Below are 18884 nucleotides of genomic sequence, written 5' to 3'. Positions count from 1 at the left end.
GCCAAATGGCATTGAAATAATCTACATCCAAGAACAAGTCATCGTACGCAACGATCTTGTCTTTAGAAAATAAATGTAAATGATGAGACTCTAAATCGAGATGTAATCTGGGTGTGATCGTAAAAACCACGACCATGTGCTCGGAATGCACGATAAATGGCAACTTCTGATCCTTGTCATAATCTGCATCTTTCACAGGGTTTTGATAGTGCATTTTTATAAACTGAAAGAAGCTTATTGTATTATTCTGTGACTTGTGTTCTATGAAATGCTCAATAAGTATCGGTACTTTGAGGAACTGATAAAGCTCCGTCGTAGAAAACAGATACAAACTAAGCATCAATATAGAAAACCATTTCTTCACGGTGCAAAATTACAATATATCTTCGTTATAATGGTTCTAAATTTCTATTGAATAACAATTAAACAACATTTGATACATGATATTTATTTTATAATTATTCTATTTTCTAAAATAAGTCTGCAATTATAGCTTGTAATTTTTACCTCCTAATTCACTAACTTTGCCTTATGGCAAAAATTCTGAAAATCTATCCAGACAATCCGCAAGAAAACTACATCGACCAAGTCGTGAAAACCTTGCGGGACGGCGGGCTTATCATCTATCCCTCCGACACAATCTATGCGCTAGGCTGCGACATCAACAACCTAAAGGCCATGGAAAAGTTGGCAAGTCTAAAAGGTATAAAGCTAGAGAAAGCAAAGTTTTCGATTATCTGCAACGACCTTAGTCATTTGTCGGAGTTCACCAAGCCTATTGAGACGTCGACTTTCAGATTTCTAAAAAACCATTTGCCAGGGCCATTCACCTTCATTTTGGACGCCAACAAAAATCTGCCTCTAGCTTACAAAGGCGCTAAAACAGTGGGTATCAGAGTACCCGACCACAGCATTCCGCAACTAATTGTGGAGAAGCTTGGCCATCCCATTGCCTCGACATCCATCCGCGATGATGACGAAATTCTCGAATATTCTACCGATCCCGAATTGATCGCCGAAAAGTATGACAACCTCGTAGACATCGTTATTGACAGCGGTTATGGCGACAACGTGGCATCAACCATTGTGGACTTAACCTCTGGCGAACCCGAAATTATCCGTCAAGGAAAAGGCGAAATCTAGAATTTCAAAATTATTTTGGGCGCACATTTCCGTCTTCGTCTCCCACTCTTTTGCTCGGCAAAGCCTCTCGCAAAAGGAGTTCCGACTACGTCGGGGCGCAATCCCGCATAGTTGAAATTGACATGGCAGATTTTAGTTTTTATTGAAAATCTTAAAACTAAAGAACATAAAATTTCAAAAGTAAAAATGCAAGCGCATTAGAAAACTTAAAAAAATTATGAAAATACTAAGCTCACCAGCCAAATTGATGAACATCGAAAATCAAACCGATCTACTGCGCTCCACAACGCCAAAATTCATCAAAGAAGCCGAAGAAATACAATCTTACCTCAAACATAAAGACCCCAAATATTTGTCCGAACTTATGGAGATTTCTTCCAAATTAGCGGACGAAAACTGGGAACGTAACCAAAACTGGAAAGCTAATCCAAAACCTAAAGAATCAGCACCAGCAATGTTTGCTTTTGTTGGAGAAGTTTACAGAGGTTTGGATGCCACAACTTTGGACAAGTCAGCCATCGATTATTTACAAAAAAACTACAGAATGTTGTCGGGACTTTATGGTTTGCTAAAACCGTCTGACCGCATTATGTTGTATCGACTAGAAATGGGACGTCCTTTTGCGTTTGACAAAAACAAAAACCTTTACGATTTTTGGACAGAGCGTGTGACAGAGCAACTTAACTCAGAGCTGGAAGCCAAAGATTTAATTCTAAACTTAGCCAGTAACGAATACGTAAAAGTTATCGATCGCAAAAAGATAAAAGCGCCAATCATCGATTTCGAATTCCGACAAATACAACCCGACGGAAAACTAAAAACGATTGTTGTGTACACCAAACATGCGAGAGGATTAATGATTCGCTTTTGTGCCGAAAGCAATGCTAAAACACTTAACGACGTTAAAGCATTCAATTATGAAAATTACTTAATCGACGAAAAACTATCAACCGACACCAATCTTGTTTTCACAAGATAGTTTTAATTAAATCAAATAATTCATAATTCGTATATCCAATTGACCATTTCAGATCTTAAGAAACGTTTTCAAAATGAACTTTCAGAGCAATATTCAACTTCCGAAAGCATCATTCTATTTTATATTTTTGCGGACAAAATCTTTGGATTTAAAAGATATGAAGATTATAAGTTTGAAAATCAAGAATTACTAAATGCCGATAAAGAAACATTTGACAGTATTTTAGAAGATTTAAAATCAGGAAAACCTTATCAACAGATTACTGGTGAAACAGAGTTTTATGGTAAATTATTTAAGGTTAACGAACATGTTTTAATACCACGACCTGAGACGGAAGAACTTTTAGAATTGGCTTCGCATTACATCAAAGAGTTTCAAAAAGAAAATGCCATTCAAAATCTAAAAATCCTTGACATCGGAACTGGAAGTGGCATTATTCCTATAATTTTAAAATTAAATTTCCCAGACGCGGAAGTTCATGCATTAGACGTTTCCGAAGAAGCTTTAGAAATAGCTAAGCAAAATGCGGCTTTACATGAAGTTGACATTCAAATTCATAAAAAAGATATTCTTAACGAAAGTCCAGAGGATGTTTACGACATTATCATCAGTAATCCGCCTTACATTGGCATTGAAGAGAATATCAATATCGAAGATTCGGTAAAGTCGTTTGAACCCAATTTAGCTTTATTTTCGCCAACAGAAGATGTGTTGATATTTTATAAAAGAATCGCAGAACTCGGGAAATCTCACCTCAAAGAAAAAGGATTAATCTTCCTGGAAATTAATCAAAAATATGGTCCCGAAACTTTAGAATTATACAGAGAATTTAAAGTTTCAAAACTTATAAAAGACCTCTCAGACAACGACAGAATGATCTACGTCAAAAAATAAAGCGAACCAAAATAGTTCGCTTTTCTTTGTATTTTATTTAGAATTACCTTCTAAAACATAACCTAAAGCACCTGACGGACAAGCGTCAATTTGAGCAATAAGTTCTTCTTTTGTTGCGTTTTCTGGAGTTATCCAAGGTATAGCTTTGTGATCATAAACTTTTTGAAGCGTCTTAACAAACTCCCGCATGCTTGCATTTATCGGGTGTTCAAAGCACTGTAATGTCTTTGTTATTGGTTATCTTTTAGTTTCCATATTCTTTGTATTTATAGTTTAAAGTTAACCAATTTTTTTCTTTGTAAAAATTTGATAAGCTAAATAAACCAGCGGTAAAGACATTATTCCTAAATACATCGCATTTTCAAGGACTAAATCTAAATGGAAAACAATCGCATACAACAATCCGAAACCTGCACCACCCAAATGCGCCGCATGACCAAGATTATCCCATTGTTTAGGATTTAACATCATATAAACTGAATAGGCAAAATACAAGGCTCCAAATATGTAACCCGGAATCGGCAACGGAATAAACATAATACCAATACCAATATGGGGATACGCTGCAATTGCTGCAAACAAAATCCCCGAAACTCCTCCACTAGCACCAATTGCCGAATAATAACTTTGATGTTTATAAATATACAAACTGAATAAATTCCCAAGCAAAATTGATCCGAAATACACCACCAAAAATCCGATTTCTCCAAATGCTGACATCACAATCGGCGCAAAGAAATACAGCGTAAACATGTTGAAAAACAAGTGCATAAAGTCGCCATGCAAAAAACCCGCTGACAACAATCGGATATACTCTTTTCGTGATTGGACTGCACCTACATTGAATTTATACTTTTCAAAAAAAGCTTGATTTTGGAATCCGTAAATACTGATTCCGCAAGTGATGACAATTAAAGTTAATAGTAATGGTGGCATTATTCTTCGTTATTTTCTGGTTCTGAGTCTTGATCTCCTTCTGGTTCATCAAAAAGGTCTCCAATGGTTCCACCTTCGTCAAACTCTGCCGAATTGACAGCATTTGCATCAAACTCCTCTTCTACTTCTGGTTCTTCAACAGGCTCAGGAATAATGATATTGATGTTTTTAACCTTGTCTTTTATAAACTGATTGCCCATCGCTTTGATGCCTTTAACAGTGATAAATTCGTCAAGGTTGATGCTTTCTGCTTCTTTTTCTTTTCCTGTTTTATCTTTAGCAAAATTAATTTCCGCAATGCAGCCATCGTTAGTCCCAACAAATTCTATAAAAGATTTTGGATGCTCAGACGGCATAAAGGTTTGTACACTTGGCGTATTTTCAAACAAGAAACGCTTGATGAAATAAATTGCTTTTTCTCCATCAAAATAGATACAAGTCACAGGTTGCTCAGGTTTCCATTTTTCTAAAATTAAATATTCATCATCAAAACGATTACTCAGATCAAACGACACCAACTTGGCTTCACCTTGCGTATTAATCGTTAAAATTTTGTCCTCACCTTTAAAACTTCCTAATAAAGTTCCGCGTCCATCAGCATTAAGACGGCGCACACTTTCATCAAACCAAATTTTTCTTGGTGCTAAAGTCGAAACCCCTTCCTCTTTTAAATCAACTTTTTTAACAGCATATTTTGTCACTAAATTTCCACGAGAATCACGACCTTTAATCGCTAACTCAGAAAAATCGACTTCAATTCTATTCTTACGGATACGCGCATTCGGTTTTAATAATACCGAAACAACTTCTGCTTCACCATTAGGATTTGCTGAAAAATAAAGCACTTCCGAACCTCTTTTATCCGAAGCTAATTTATAATCATTCGCTCTGATAACACCTGTCACCGCAAAACGCTTCATGTAATATGGACCTTCTTTACCTTCACGATAAATCATGTTGTAAACGGTGCGCTTATCATTCTTCTTCCAAATACCAACATGCAAAATATTCTTACCAACGAAAGTTTTACTTTCAACTTTGGTGACTTGCATACCGCCATCTTTTCGGAAAGTGATAATATCGTCAATATCCGAACAATCGAAAACATATTCGTCTTTTTTAAGTGAAGTCCCGATGAAGCCTTCTTCCCTATTCACATAGAATTTCTCGTTGGCTACAGCAACTTTCGTCGCATCAATTGTATCAAAAACTCTAAGTTCTGTACGACGTTCTTTGTTCTTCCCAAATTTCTTTTGGATGTTTAAAAAATAGTCAATCGCATAGGTTACCAAATTTGCAAGATGATGTTTTACTTGCTCGATTTTACCTTCTAAAGAAGCAATGTTTTCTAAAGCTTTATCTTGGTCATAACGCGAAATCCTCATAAATGGCAACTCGGTCAATCGAATAATATCCTCGGTTGTCACCGCTCGCATCAAATGTTTAGTAAAAGGCTTTAAAGCTTTATCAATTGCTGCATAAACTTCTTCTTTGGAAGTTCGGTTTTTAATTTCTTGGTAAATTTCGTTTTCGATGAAGATCTTCTCAAGTGATGCGAAATGCCACTTCTCCTCCAATTCGCCCAACTCAATCTCAAGTTCGAGTTTTAAAAGAGAAACTGTATGATCAGTATTTCTTCTAAGAATTTCTGAAACCGACAAAAACATCGGCTTATCACCAACAATAACGCAAGCATTCGGCGAAATTGCCACTTCACAATCCGTGAAAGCATACAACGCATCAATCATCTTATCCGGGGAAACATCATTCGTCAAATGAATGATAATCTCCACCTTGTCAGATGTATTGTCTTCAATTTTTTTAATTTTAATCTTACCTCTTTCATTAGCTTTGATGATGCTATCAATCAGATCTCCAGTATTTTTAGAAAAAGGAAGTTCTGTTATGCAAAGCGTATTTTTATCTTTTTGGATAATTCTTGCTCTAGCACGAAGTTTTCCGCCCCGATGTCCATCATTATAATTGCTAACATCGAGCATCCCACCCGTTAAAAAGTCTGGAAAAATATCGAACTTTTTACCTTTAAGATGAGCTATAGACGCATTGATTAACTCATTAAAATTATGAGGCAAAATCTTTGTCGAAAGACCAACACCAATACCTTCCGCACCTTGTGCCAACAACATCGGGAATTTAACAGGAAGATCGACTGGCTCGTTGTTACGACCATCATAAGATTTTACCCAATCTGTTGTTTTCGGATTAAAAACAACTTCCAGCGCAAAAGGCGTCAAACGTGCTTCGATATAACGCGCAGCAGCCGCAGAATCTCCAGTAAAGATATTCCCCCAGTTACCTTGCGTATCGATCAATAACTCTTTTTGACCAATCTGCACCATTGCATCTGTAATCGACGCATCACCGTGCGGGTGGTACTTCATCGTGTTACCAACGATATTTGCAACCTTATTGTAACGACCATCTTCTAACTCTCGCATCGAGTGTAGAATACGTCTTTGTACTGGTTTGAAGCCATCAAAAACGGATGGAATCGCACGATCCAAAATTACATAAGATGCATAATCTAAAAACCAATCTTTATATAATCCCGAAACTTTTTTCAGGCTTTCTTCTTGATAATTATTCTCTTCCATTATACTGTTTCGGTAACCACTTGGTTTTCTTCTTTATTAGCCTTTAAAACCTTTCGCAATGATATTTTTAAGTCTTTAACTTCTTTATTCCTCAGATAAGAAACATCGTATTTTAAATGTAAATGATGGTTCTTTTTACTATGTATCGTTATAAGAAGTCTTTTAATAATAATCAAATTCACAACTTGAAAATTCTGTAGTTTGTACTTAGGAAATTCGTCTTTTTTTTGATCTTTAAAAAAAGGGACAATACTATAATTGTTGATCGTCAAAGTTTCGCCATCGCTATCATATTCAAAAATCTGCTTGCCTCGAGTCCAGTACAAAATCCCTATAAAAACAGGAATTACAATAAGAAGGTAACTTTCCCAGCCTAAAAAAACAATCTTATAACGCTCGACAAAAAATGCTACCATCCCCAAAATAATCCCCACAAAAAGTATAGTTTGGATAAAATTATATATCGGAGTTCTCTTTTTATTACTTAATCTCATGAAAAACAAAGCCTTTATTAAACCTATTTTTGATCAATATCATCATTTTCTACAACAAGATTATCCAATATGAATAACTGTCTTTCGGGCGTGTTTTTTCCCATATAAAACTCTAAAAGTTGCTCAATTGTTTGGTCTTTACCCAAAACAACTGGCTCCAATCGAATGTCTTTTCCTATAAAATGCTTGAACTCATCAGGCGAAATCTCTCCCAAACCTTTGAATCGTGTGATCTCAGGATTTTTACCAAGTTCGTTAAGTGCTCTAACACGCTCTTCTTCGGTATAACAATATCTCGTTTCTTTTTTATTTCTTACTCTAAACAAAGGCGTTTGCAAAATAAAAAGATGTCCATTTTTAATAACATCTGGGAAGAATTGCAAGAAAAATGTAATCATCAACAATCTAATGTGCATACCATCGACATCGGCATCGGTTGCGATAATCACGTGATTATAACGCAAATCCTCCATACTTTCTTCGATATTAAGAGCAGCTTGTAACAAGTTGAATTCTTCGTTTTCGTATACAATTTTCTTTGTTAAACCATAAGTATTTAGTGGCTTACCTTTTAATGAAAATACCGCTTGGGTTTCTACATCACGAGACTTTGTAATCGATCCAGAAGCCGAATCTCCTTCGGTAATAAAGATCATTGTTTCGGCCTTACGAGCCGCCTTTTGATCGTTGTAATGATGACGACAATCTCTCAGTTTTTTATTATGTAGCGACACTTTTTTAGCACGCTCTCTCGCTAATTTCTGGATACCAGAAAGCTCTTTTCTTTCACGTTCAGAAATTAAAATTTTTCTCTGAATAGTTTCCGCAAATTCTGGATTCTTATGTAAAAAATTATCTAATTTACTTTTTAAGAAATCAATTATAAAAGTACGAACCGTCGGTCCATTTGGTCCAACATCGTTAGAGCCAAGTTTAGTTTTAGTTTGAGATTCAAATACAGGTTCTTCAACATTAATGGAGATAGCTGCAATAATCGATTTTCTAATATCTGACGCATCAAAGTTTTTATTAAAAAACTCACGAATGGTTTTAACATAAGCTTCTCGAAAAGCATTAAGGTGCGTCCCTCCTTGCGTTGTATTTTGTCCGTTAACAAACGAAAAATAAGTCTCTGTCTGCGACTTGTCAGAATGCGTGATGGCAACTTCTATATCATTATCTTGCAAATGGATAATTGGATAAAGGATTTCGCCTTCTAGTTCCTCATCCAAAAGGTCTTTTAATCCATTTTCGGAATAGAAAGTTTCACCATTGAAAAGAATTTTCAGTCCTGGATTAAGATACGCATAATTGCGAAGCATTCTTTCGATATACTCTTTTCTAAATTTAAAATTTAAGAAAATATCCGCATCAGGAACGAAGGAAATTTCGGTACCGTTTCTGTCCGAAGTTTCTTTTTCTTCATGGTTTTCAGTAATAATTCCGCGCGAAAACTCGGCAACTTTCATCTTCCCATCACGGAAAGATCTCACTTTAAAATATCCTGAAAGTGCATTAACCGCCTTTGTACCAACACCGTTAAGACCAACCGATTTTTTAAAAGCTTTGCTATCGTACTTACCTCCGGTATTCATTTTAGAAACAGCGTCAACCACCTTCCCCAACGGAATTCCACGTCCAAAATCTCGGATCGAAACCTTGCCTTCATCAACTTTGATTTCGATTCTTTTCCCAGATTTCATACGGAATTCATCGATAGAGTTATCGATAATCTCCTTCAGCAAAATATAAATACCATCATCCGCCGATGAGCCATCTCCCAACTTCCCGATATACATCCCAGGACGCAGTCGAATGTGCTCTTGCCAATCGAGGGTTCTGATATTGTCTTCGGAATAATTAACTGTGTTATTTTCTACCATATTATAAGCTCTCGCGCCACTTTTAGTCTTAATTTCTAAAAAATTTTGACACTCTTTACAAAAATAAAGATTAAGTTTTAGAATTGAAAATTATTGTTAAAAAATCATAATAATGGAGAGAACAATCGTGCTAAATGTTCGAAGAAAGATTTTAGTTTTGGTCGCGCTTTCCAGTCTTTTAAAAAGATCTCTTTAGACTGTTTTAAATCTTCAAAATAACTAGCAGCCAATTTTTCTGTAATAATCTTATCATACACCATGGTGTTAACTTCGAAATTGAGTTCTTGACTTCTCACATCCATATTTGCTGTCCCAACAATTGATAAATCATCGTCAACGACAATCGTTTTCGCATGTACAAAACCTTTTTCGTAAAAATATATTTTGACACCAGACTCCAATAATTCTTCGTAATAAGAATAGGCAGCCGCATTAACAATCATCGAATCTCCCTTTGCGGGCACCAGCAATCTGACATCAACGCCAGAAAGAGAAACTTGCTTGATAGCCTGCAACACCGACTCTACAGGAATAAAATATGGCGTGGTAATAAAAACCCTTTTGGTTGCAGAATAAATTGCAGAAACTGTAGACATCATAATCGCTGGTTTGATGTCTGGTCCACTCGCTGCAACTTGGATAATTTGATCTCCATCAAAATCTGAATAATTAAAATAAGAAGCATCAATTTCTGGAATCTTTTTAGTCGAAAACAACCAGTTACTCAAAAATAAAAACTGATAATAAAACGCACCTGTTCCTTTAATATAAAGATGTGTATCGCGCCAAAATAACTTATCAGGTTTATCATTAACATACTTTTGCGAAACATTGATGCCGCCTGAGAAAACCTCGCGTCCGTCAACAATAATTATCTTACGGTGATCGCGATAATTAACCCGATTAGCGAACAATCGGAACGTAATTTTGTTAACAGGATAAAGTTCTACACCTGCAGCTTTTAATTCATTTTTAAGAGATTTTGATAATTTACCACTTCCAAGATCATCATAAAGCATCCGTACAACGACATTATTTTAAGCTTTTTCAATTAAAATATTACTAAGTTCTTGTCCAATATAATCGTCTTCGAAAATGTAATATTCTAGATGAATATGATGTTTTGCAGATTTTAAAACTTCAAAAACTTTAGGAAATTTTTCTTCACCATTTATTAATAATTCGACAGTATTGCTATCTGTAAGCGGAGATTGCGTCGCATTGAACAAAAACGAAAAAGTCGAAAAATACTTTTGCAATTCCTTCTGATGCGATTCCAAAACTTTATGATGAGAGCTTTTAATAAACTTTTTAATATCGTCATAAATCTTCTCATTTCGCTCCACTTTGAAATCATAAAACTTATTCTTGCGATAATTAACGCCAAAGAAAAAATAAATTAAAATCCCAATAATGGGTAAAAAAATGATCAATAAAAGATAAGCTAAGGTTTTACTCGTAGTTTTGGTATCGGTAATAATCTTTGCAGAAAGTAAGATAATGCCCACGAAATAAAGAGTTTCGAGAATTAATATTAAAATATGATGTTGTTCTAGAAATTCTTTCATAACCAAGATTTGAAATTAAAAGTAAGAAAATTAAGTTTAGAAAAAAAACAAAAAAACCGTCATTATCGACGGTTGTATTTGTTTTAATTAAATAGATTTTATTTCAGTTTTAAACGATACAGAAAAGATTCGCCTTTTTTGGCTGCTTCATCGGTAATCAAAAGACTATCATTGCTCTCGAAAGTCAAACCTTCTTTTTGTGTAAAATGATCCAACTCGATCATCTGAGATTTTCCAGAAAAGAAATCATCCCCTTTGAAATCTGTAAAAATCCAAACTTTATCCGAACTCAAAATCGCAACTTTCTTTTTATCAGGACTCATCGCAGCACTTGTCACCGCGCAATGGTTGAAGTTATCGCAAGTCACAAAGCTCGAAATCTTTTTAGCAGGTAATCGTTGCCCCGGTTTGTTATCAACGCGATACAAAGAGGTTGTGCCATCAAATTTTGAACTTCTATTTTTTGTAAATAAGTAAAATTGATTATTGAAAATAAAGAATGACTCCGAATCGTAAATTCGATCTTTTTTCTTGGTAGGAAATTCGGTTTGCTCCGGATAATAAAACTCAACAATCTCCGAAGCGTCAGTTTGATCTTTCGCCAAATCCGAAGCATTAATTTTATAAATCGCTAGATTTTGTCTTTCGTTATCGTTGTTTCCAAAGTCACCAATGTAGATATTACCAGCATCATCCGCCGTTAGATCTTCCCAGTCATTATTTTTAACATTGTTAATTCGGATTTCTTTTTTTAATTCTCCATTTTTAGTAAAACCAAATAAAATATTATCATTTTTTTGATCCTCTATCGTCCAAACTAAATCTGGCGATGCTGATGTAACCTCAGCTGCAGAAGCTTCTTTAATAACTTTCGGTAAGGTCGTTAACACCTCCAACTTACTGTCTGTTGGCGATTGACAAGAGAAAAGACCAATTGTTGTGACACTTAATAATATTGCTTTCATAATTTTATTTTTAAAATAGCTAAAACAAAAAATGCACAGCTATTATCAACTGTGCATTTGTATCAAATATGTTACCAATCTTAGATGATCAACATGGCGTCACCGTAAGAATAGAATTTATATTTTTCTTTAATCGCTTCTTCATAAGCTTCCATGATAAAATCTTTATCAGCAAAAGCAGCGATCATCATAATTAATGTTGACTTCGGTGTATGGAAGTTAGTGATCATTGCATTAGCAACTCCAAAATCATGAGGTGGATAGATAAATTTGTTAGTCCATCCATTGAAAGGTCCAATCTTGCGATTAGATGACACAGAAGTTTCGATAGCACGCATTGTTGTTGTACCAACTGCACAAATTCTTCTTTTCTCTTCTACCGCTTTGTTGATAATGTCTGCATTATGTTGATCGATAATAACTTCCTCCGATTCCATTTTGTGCTTTGACAAATCTTCCACTTCGATCGGATTAAATGTTCCTAAACCAACGTGCAACGTGATTTCTGCAAAGTCAACACCTTTAATCTCAAGACGCTTCATCAGATGTTTTGAGAAATGCAAACCTGCAGTTGGCGCTGCAACCGCACCTTCAACTTTAGCGTAGATTGTTTGGTAACGCTCTGCATCTTCTGGTTCAACTTCTCTTTTAATATATTTTGGAAGTGGTGTTTCTCCAAGTTCGTTCAACTTAGCACGGAATTCTTCGTAAGACCCATCGTATAAGAATCTTAAAGTTCTACCTCTAGACGTCGTGTTATCGATAACTTCCGCTACCAAAGATTCGTCTTCTGTGAAGAATAATTTGTTACCAATTCTTATTTTACGAGCAGGATCAACCAATACGTCCCACACTCTAGTTTCTTTATCTAATTCTCTTAGCAAGAAAACCTCGATTTTAGCACCAGTTTTCTCTTTGTTTCCGTACAATCTTGCAGGAAAAACTTTAGTGTTATTAAAAATGAACAAGTCATGCTCATCAAAATAATCAATAACATCTTTGAAAAGTTTGTGCTCAATTGTTCTATCTTTACGGTTAAGAACCATTAATCTTGCTTCGTCTCTGTGTTCTGCTGGATGCTCTGCCAATAACTCTTCTGGCAAGTCGAAATTAAAATCTGAAGTTTTCATTTTTTTTAAATTACGGTTTAAAAATTTGTGAATAATAGATTTGCAAAGATACGATATTAAAAAGCCTTTGTCAAGCCTTTAAACTTTTATAAATTTTTTTTCTAAAAAACATCTTTTTTAAGAATAATATTTCTAAATTCAATCCACTTTTACAAAAATTAATATGGCAACTAACAGAAGAGATTTCATAAAAACAGCCAGTCTTGCCGCCACTAGAAATTGAGCACTTCAATTTTGCACCGAAAATTATTGTCCACATCCACGCCATGCGTTTTTTGGTTGACTATATAAGAGGCGATATCTATTACGGTTTGAGTTACGAAGGACAAAATCTTGTCCGTGCAAAAAATCAAATTAATCTTCTGAAAGGCATGATGAAGCATGATCTTTAATCTGTTGCCAAACTTCCAATTTTTTATCAAACGAAATCGTATGTAAAGGGCTTGTAGAAGGCAAAGCAACAACTGGAACTTCAATTTCTTTTCCGAAAGTTTTTATTAAATTTTTGTAAGATTTTTGCCCATTACAAAAGATGACTTTAAGATTAGGATAATCTTTTAAAAGTTTTAAAATGTCATTTTCCTTTTCGTTTTTAATTTCAGAATCGAGACTTCCTTTGCGTTCGCAAGAGTCGATGACATCCCAAAGCGCAATTTTATTCTTCTTTAAAATTTGAAGTTTTCTTTGATAATCTTTAGTGAAATCTTCATTAAATAATTCAAAAATAATCGACCAAAATTTATTCTGAGGATGCGCATAATATTCTTGCATCTCCAAAGACTTAACACCCGGAATTGATCCTAAAATCAAAATTTCGGAATCTTCATGAATAACCGCCGGAAACGAGGAAATACGTTTTGACATTTACTTCAAATTATCCAAAACATTGAACAAAGCTTGGCTGATATCGCCCGATTGATAGTTGTTGAGAATAATCGCGTAGACATATTTTTTGCCCGCTTTCGAAGTGTGATAGCCTGCAAAAGATTTGGTATCGCGGATGGTTCCACTTTTCATTTTCATGGCGTTCTGTGTTGGAAATCCTTCAAAATAAGCCAAAAACCAAGGCTGCTTTTGCGCATATAACAAAGCTTGAACTTCCGCTTTTGCAGACACATAATTTTGTGGTGATAAGCCGCTTCCATCCGCAAAATTTATCATAGATGCATTAATCCCTTTTGACTTCCAAAAATCTTTCAAAAACTGAACGCCAACTTTATAAGATGGATTTCCTTTCTTCTCTTTTGCCATTGTTTTTAAAAAAGTTTCGCCATAGAAGTTGATACTTTTTCTTAAAAACCAAAATACCATTTTGTCCAAAGTCGGCGACTGGTATTCGAAAAAATTATTTTTGACAGGATAAGAATCCATTTTTTTACCAGAAAGTTGGTTGCCGTAGTAGGTTTCCACATTTCCAGAAACACTAATGTTTTTAGAATTTAAAAATGATTTTAATTCTGCTCCTAATTGCAAAGGCGGATTGGGAACCGAACCAGAAACCGTCATCGCTTTCCCTGCGGGCAAACTTCCATTAATTAAAGCAACATCCGAATGTGGCGCTGTAAAAATCAAACTTTGATCTGAAGAACCTGCAGCTTTTAGCTCATTAATCCATTTTACATTTTCTAAATCGTAAGAAAAATTCTTAAACTGCGTTCCGTTGGTATTGATGTCAAACTGATTTTCGCGCCAATTGATTCCCCATGTTCCGGCACCGTAATAATTCCCGATATCGTCCCAAGGCCACCCACCTGGCACCGACTGAAAATCGAAATAAGAATCATCAATTATAATATTTCCTGCAATAGATTTTATGCCTTTTTGTTGTAAAGCATGATAAAGTTTTTCTTTAAACTTTTCGGGTTTGTAATCATCATAGCGCCAACTTCCCAAAGTGGGATCACCGTTAGAACTTACCCAAAGATCGCCTTCCAAATTACCATTCTTGATTTGTCCAGAGTAACTTGCAGTCGTCGTATATCGATAATCTTTTCCTAAAATTTCTAAAGCTGCTGCTGCCGTAAAAATCTTTTGCGTACTTGCCGTAGAAAGACCTTTGTTGGGTTGATATTCGTACACCACATTCCCGTTATCATCAGCAACATAGAAAGATAAATTTGCAGAATATGCTCCCGAAGAATTTAGAAGTTTCTGCGTCGATTTATCCAATTGATCTGCAACATTTTGTGCCATAGCAACTTGCGTTACCAATACCAAACTCAAGAATATCCTTTTCATTTAATAAAAACTTTATGCATTTCAAATATAAGAAATGCAGGATAAATCATGCGGCTAAGAACTTTTTTAATGTCTATATTCTTTTTAAACAATACATTTAAGTTTGTTGTAACAAACATTAGGTATTTTAATTTTTTCTTTCATTAAATATTGGGTAAATTTGTAAGACTTTAATTCGAAAATTAAAAATATTACAATATGTCAAAAGCAATTTCGCAAGTTCCTATTGCGATTAATGAACCTGTAAACTCTTACGAACCAGGATCTTCAGAAGTAAAAAGCTTAATCGCCACTTACAAAAAAATGTGGGCAGAAAAGATCGAAATCCCAATGGTTATCAATGGTAAAAATGTTAAAACTAATAACCACGTTAGATTGCAATCGCCACAAGATCACCAACATGATTTTGGATTTTATCACCAAGGTGATATGTCGCACGTTGACCAAGCAATTGACACAGCCTTAGCTGCGAAAGCAAAATGGAATGCGCTAGGTTGGGAACAACGTGTTTCTATCTTTTTAAAAGCAGCTGATCTTATTGCAGGACCTTATAGAGATATCATCAACGCAGCAACGATGATTGGTCAATCTAAAAACGTTCATCAAGCTGAGATTGATGCTGCTTGTGAGTTTATTGACTTTTTAAGATTCAATGCGGAGTTTATGACAGAAATGTATGCTGAGCAACCAATTTCTGATAACGGAATTTGGAACAGAGTTGAATACAGACCTTTAGAAGGATTCTGTTTTGCGGTGACGCCTTTTAACTTCACAGCAATTTCTGGTAACCTACCAGCTTGTATGGCGATGATGGGTAACGTTGTAGTTTGGAAACCATCTGACAAGCAAATCTACTCTGCAAAAGTTATTATGGACGTCCTAAAAGAAGCTGGTCTTCCTGACGGAGTTATCAATATGATCTTCACTGACGGTAAAGAAACTGCTGAGAAAGTAATGGCTCACAGAGATTTTGCTGGTCTTCACTTTACTGGTTCTACTAAAGTTTTCCAAGGGATGTGGAAAATGATTGGTGATAATATCCACAACTACAGAACTTATCCAAGAATCGTTGGTGAGACAGGTGGTAAAGATTTTGTAATCGCACATCCATCGGCTAATGTAGAAGCTGTTGCAACTGCTTTGGTAAGAGGTGCTTTCGAATACCAAGGTCAAAAATGTTCTGCGGCATCTAGAGCTTATATTCCTCAATCGCTTTGGAACGATGTTAAAAAAGTAATGGAAAACCAAATGTCAACTATTAAAGTTGGTTCTCCAGAAGATCCTTCTAACTTTGTTAATGCTGTTATTGACAAAAATTCTTTCGAAAAATGTAAAGGTTACATCGATAGAGCTAACGCATCTTCTGAAGCAACTGTTGCAATCGGTGGTAAATATGACGATGCTAAAGGTTGGTTCGTACATCCTACAGTTATCGAAACAACAAATCCTCAATACGAAAGTATGGTTGAAGAAATCTTTGGTCCTATCCTATCTGTTTATGTTTACCAAGATGCAGATTGGGCAGAGACATTGAAATTAGTAGATTCTTCGTCTCCATATTCTTTAACTGGATCTGTATTCTCACAATGTCGTTATGCCATTGACGAAGCTTACAAAGCTTTAGAAAATGCATCTGGTAACTTCTACATCAACGACAAGCCAACTGGTGCAGTTGTTGGTCAACAACCTTTCGGTGGTGGTAGAGCATCAGGAACTAATGACAAAGCAGGTTCTAAAATGAATCTTCTACGTTGGGTATCTGTACGATCTATTAAAGAGACTTTTGTATCGCCTAAAGATTATAAATATCCTTATTTAGGTTAATCCTATTTAATTAAAAAAAAATAAAGAAAGCCAGTCCGCAATTAGACTGGCTTTCTTCTTTATTAAAAAAACACAAACTATTCTAGTTTCTTCCTAGAGATTTTTACCTCTTTACCTAGTAATTTAGAATTTACAATAATTTCGTCAGTCGTTGTACTTTTAGTTTGTTTAATCTTCTTTCCATCGCCAAAATCTACTTCGAAATCATCTTTTGTTGTAATGTAGAATTTAACATTAGCGTCATCGGCCAGATTAGTTACAAAACTAATTTTTGGTACCCCTGCGTTATTTGGATTATAAGGATTATCATCATCGTCATCTCGACATGACAAAATTGTAAATCCTAATTCCAACAACAATAGGTAAATAATTTTACTACTTTTTTTTCACTATTTATAATTTTTTTTTAGCTTGTATTAAAACAATATTAATAGTTAATTATTATTTAGTTATTTACAATTTATAATATTTTAAAAGCTTTTATAATATTTTAACAAAGCTTTATTTCTATTTTTTTAGCCTAAAATTCAAAATATATAAACAAAAAAAAGCCAACTTGTTTCCAAATTGGCTTTTGATAATTTATCTGAAATAAAATTTAATCTCGATTTCTAAATTCACTTATGAAGTGTAATTTAATGTTCGGGAATTTCTCCTGAGTCATGTGAATGGTGAATGATGAATCTGCCAAGAACACCAATTGATCGTACTTATCTCTCGCTAAAAAACGTTGCTTAAGTCTTGCAAACTCACGGAATTCCTCAGACTTTTCATCCGCCTCAACCCAACAAGCTTTGTGGATTGACAATGGCTCATAAGAACATTTTGCACCATATTCGTGCTCTAGACGATACTGAATAACTTCAAACTGAAGCGCCCCAACTGTCCCGATAATCTTACGACCATTCATTTCCATGATGAATAACTGCGCAACGCCTTCGTCCATTAATTGATCAATACCTTTGGACAATTGTTTAGCCTTGAGAGGATCATCGTTATTAATGAAACGGAAATGTTCTGGCGAGAAACTCGGAATACCTTTAAAGTTTAGCTTTTCGCCAGCGGTCAAAGTATCACCAATTCTAAAATTCCCCGTATCGTGAAGACCAACAATATCACCTGGGAAACTCTCTTCAACAATTTCCTTTTTGTCAGCGAAGAATGCATTAGGTGACGAAAATTTCATTTTTTTGCCATCTCTTACCAAAAGATAATTTTCATTTCTTTTGAAAGTACCAGAAACGATCTTCACGAAAGCCAAACGGTCACGGTGTTTTGGATCCATATTCGCGTGGATTTTGAAAACAAAGCCAGTAAAGTTTTTCTCTTCTGGTTTTACAATCCTAAGATCTGACTCTTTTGGTTGAGGCATCGGCGCGATTTCAATAAACGCATCCAAAAGCTCACGAACACCAAAATTATTTAATGCCGAACCAAAGAAAACTGGTTGTTGATTACCATTAACATAAGCCTCTCTATCAAATTCTGGATAGACAGATGCAATCAATTCCAATTCTTCACGAAGTTGAGCTGCTGCTTTTTCGCCAATCATTTCGTCGATTTTGGGATCGGTGATATCATCAAATTTTATTGAATCTCCAACTTTTTGTTTTTTCTCTTCTAAGAATAATTGAATGTTCTTTTCCCAAATATTATAAATCCCTTGGAAGTCGCTTCCCATACCGATTGGCAAAGAAAGTGGCACAACGCTAAGACCTAATTTTTGTTCAACTTCATCCAAAAGATCGAAGGCGTCCTTCCCTTCTCTATCCAACTTGTTGATGAAAACCAACATCGGAATATTTCTCATTTGACAAACCTGAACCAATTTTTCAGTTTGTTCCTCAACACCTTTTGCAACGTCAACAACCACAATCACCGAGTCAACCGCAGTTAATGTTCTGTAGGTATCTTCCGCAAAGTCCTTGTGACCAGGCGTATCGAGAATGTTGATTTTATGATTTTTATATTCGAAAGCCAACACCGACGTCGCTACAGAAATCCCTCTTTGACGTTCGATTTCCATAAAGTCAGACGTTGCACCTTTTTTTATCTTGTTGGATTTAACCGCACCTGCTTCTTGGATCGCTCCTCCGAAAAGTAGTAATTTCTCCGTCAAAGTCGTTTTACCAGCATCGGGGTGCGCGATGATCCCAAATGTTTTTCTTTTGCTAATTTCTTTTTCTAAAGACATAATAAAATTTCAGATTGCAAA

The 18884-nt window shown here is 35.3% G+C and carries 18 protein-coding genes; 5 read left to right on the top strand and 13 right to left on the bottom strand.

Annotation, left to right across the window (positions count from 1 at the left end; genetic code table 11):
• The first annotated feature begins 531 nt into the window (after positions 1-531).
• The 3 genes from RT037_RS05335 (at position 532) to prmC (ending at position 3016) form a co-directional block, all read left to right on the top strand.
• The gene (locus RT037_RS05335) at positions 532-1143 is read left to right on the top strand and encodes an L-threonylcarbamoyladenylate synthase (protein ID WP_313028656.1); all 612 of its coding nucleotides are present in this window, start codon (positions 532-534) and stop codon (positions 1141-1143) included.
• 217 nt (positions 1144-1360) lie between these two features.
• On the top strand, positions 1361-2122 hold the full coding sequence (yaaA, locus tag RT037_RS05330) for a peroxide stress protein YaaA (RefSeq protein ID WP_313028654.1): 762 nt from the start codon (positions 1361-1363) through the stop codon (positions 2120-2122).
• Between the two features lie 39 nt (positions 2123-2161).
• Complete coding sequence (gene prmC, locus RT037_RS05325; protein WP_313028653.1) at positions 2162-3016, top strand: peptide chain release factor N(5)-glutamine methyltransferase; 855 nt, start codon at positions 2162-2164, stop codon at positions 3014-3016.
• A gap of 33 nt (positions 3017-3049) precedes the next feature.
• On the opposite strand, the gene RT037_RS05320 is transcribed toward prmC, so the two are convergent.
• The 9 genes from RT037_RS05320 to queA all read right to left on the bottom strand — a co-directional run bounded on the left by RT037_RS05320 (position 3050) and on the right by queA (position 12607).
• Positions 3050-3205, bottom strand: a complete 156-nt coding sequence (locus RT037_RS05320) for a (4Fe-4S)-binding protein (protein ID WP_313028651.1) — start codon at positions 3203-3205, stop codon at positions 3050-3052.
• Positions 3206-3295: 90 nt separating this feature from the next.
• Complete coding sequence (locus tag RT037_RS05315; RefSeq protein ID WP_313028648.1) at positions 3296-3952, bottom strand: rhomboid family intramembrane serine protease; 657 nt, start codon at positions 3950-3952, stop codon at positions 3296-3298.
• On the bottom strand, positions 3952-6567 hold the full coding sequence (locus RT037_RS05310) for a DNA gyrase/topoisomerase IV subunit A (protein ID WP_313028646.1): 2616 nt from the start codon (positions 6565-6567) through the stop codon (positions 3952-3954). Before RT037_RS05310 ends, RT037_RS05315 begins: the two co-directional genes overlap by 1 nt.
• Positions 6567-7061 (bottom strand): hypothetical protein, encoded by a 495-nt coding sequence (locus tag RT037_RS05305; protein ID WP_313028644.1) that lies wholly within the window; start codon positions 7059-7061, stop codon positions 6567-6569. Before RT037_RS05305 ends, RT037_RS05310 begins: the two co-directional genes overlap by 1 nt.
• Before the next feature lie 23 nt (positions 7062-7084).
• Complete coding sequence (locus RT037_RS05300) at positions 7085-8944, bottom strand: DNA topoisomerase IV subunit B (RefSeq protein ID WP_313028642.1); 1860 nt, start codon at positions 8942-8944, stop codon at positions 7085-7087.
• 104 nt (positions 8945-9048) lie between these two features.
• Positions 9049-9963 carry a cardiolipin synthase gene (cls, locus tag RT037_RS05295; RefSeq protein WP_313028640.1) on the bottom strand — a complete coding sequence of 305 codons (915 nt, stop codon included), beginning with the start codon at positions 9961-9963 and terminating at the stop codon, positions 9049-9051.
• Positions 9964-9981: 18 nt separating this feature from the next.
• Positions 9982-10512, bottom strand: coding sequence for a PLDc N-terminal domain-containing protein (locus tag RT037_RS05290; protein WP_313028638.1), 531 nt, complete (start codon positions 10510-10512; stop codon positions 9982-9984).
• A gap of 98 nt (positions 10513-10610) precedes the next feature.
• Positions 10611-11477, bottom strand: a complete 867-nt coding sequence (locus tag RT037_RS05285; RefSeq protein WP_313028636.1) for a hypothetical protein — start codon at positions 11475-11477, stop codon at positions 10611-10613.
• 80 nt (positions 11478-11557) lie between these two features.
• Positions 11558-12607 (bottom strand): tRNA preQ1(34) S-adenosylmethionine ribosyltransferase-isomerase QueA, encoded by a 1050-nt coding sequence (gene queA / locus RT037_RS05280; protein WP_312324638.1) that lies wholly within the window; start codon positions 12605-12607, stop codon positions 11558-11560.
• Between the two features lie 203 nt (positions 12608-12810).
• Between queA and RT037_RS05275 the strand changes: the two genes are divergently transcribed.
• Positions 12811-12999: a hypothetical protein gene (locus RT037_RS05275; protein ID WP_313028634.1), complete on the top strand. Its 189-nt coding sequence runs from the start codon at positions 12811-12813 to the stop codon at positions 12997-12999.
• Here RT037_RS05275 and RT037_RS05270 read toward each other — a convergent pair.
• Both RT037_RS05270 and dacB read right to left on the bottom strand, forming a co-directional pair.
• Entirely contained in the window at positions 12962-13471 is a 510-nt protein-coding gene (locus RT037_RS05270; RefSeq protein WP_313028632.1) for a DNA-deoxyinosine glycosylase, read from the bottom strand. The genes RT037_RS05275 and RT037_RS05270 overlap by 38 nt on opposite strands.
• Complete coding sequence (gene dacB, locus RT037_RS05265; protein WP_313028630.1) at positions 13472-14845, bottom strand: D-alanyl-D-alanine carboxypeptidase/D-alanyl-D-alanine-endopeptidase; 1374 nt, start codon at positions 14843-14845, stop codon at positions 13472-13474.
• Between the two features lie 198 nt (positions 14846-15043).
• On the opposite strand from dacB, the gene pruA reads away from it, so the two are divergent.
• Positions 15044-16669, top strand: a complete 1626-nt coding sequence (gene pruA / locus RT037_RS05260; RefSeq protein ID WP_313028628.1) for an L-glutamate gamma-semialdehyde dehydrogenase — start codon at positions 15044-15046, stop codon at positions 16667-16669.
• A 77-nt stretch (positions 16670-16746) separates the two neighbouring features.
• On the opposite strand, the gene RT037_RS05255 is transcribed toward pruA, so the two are convergent.
• Complete coding sequence (locus RT037_RS05255; protein WP_313028626.1) at positions 16747-17025, bottom strand: hypothetical protein; 279 nt, start codon at positions 17023-17025, stop codon at positions 16747-16749.
• Positions 17026-17267: 242 nt separating this feature from the next.
• Positions 17268-18863, bottom strand: a complete 1596-nt coding sequence (locus RT037_RS05250; RefSeq protein ID WP_313028625.1) for a peptide chain release factor 3 — start codon at positions 18861-18863, stop codon at positions 17268-17270.
• Positions 18864-18884 lie beyond the last annotated feature (21 nt).

It is taken from the genome of Soonwooa sp. (assembly GCF_032062245.1).
In the GTDB taxonomy this organism is placed as follows: Bacteria; Bacteroidota; Bacteroidia; order Flavobacteriales; family Weeksellaceae; genus Soonwooa.
The sequence above is the reverse complement of the archived record's forward strand: the minus strand, read 5'-3'. Positions and strand labels throughout refer to the sequence as shown.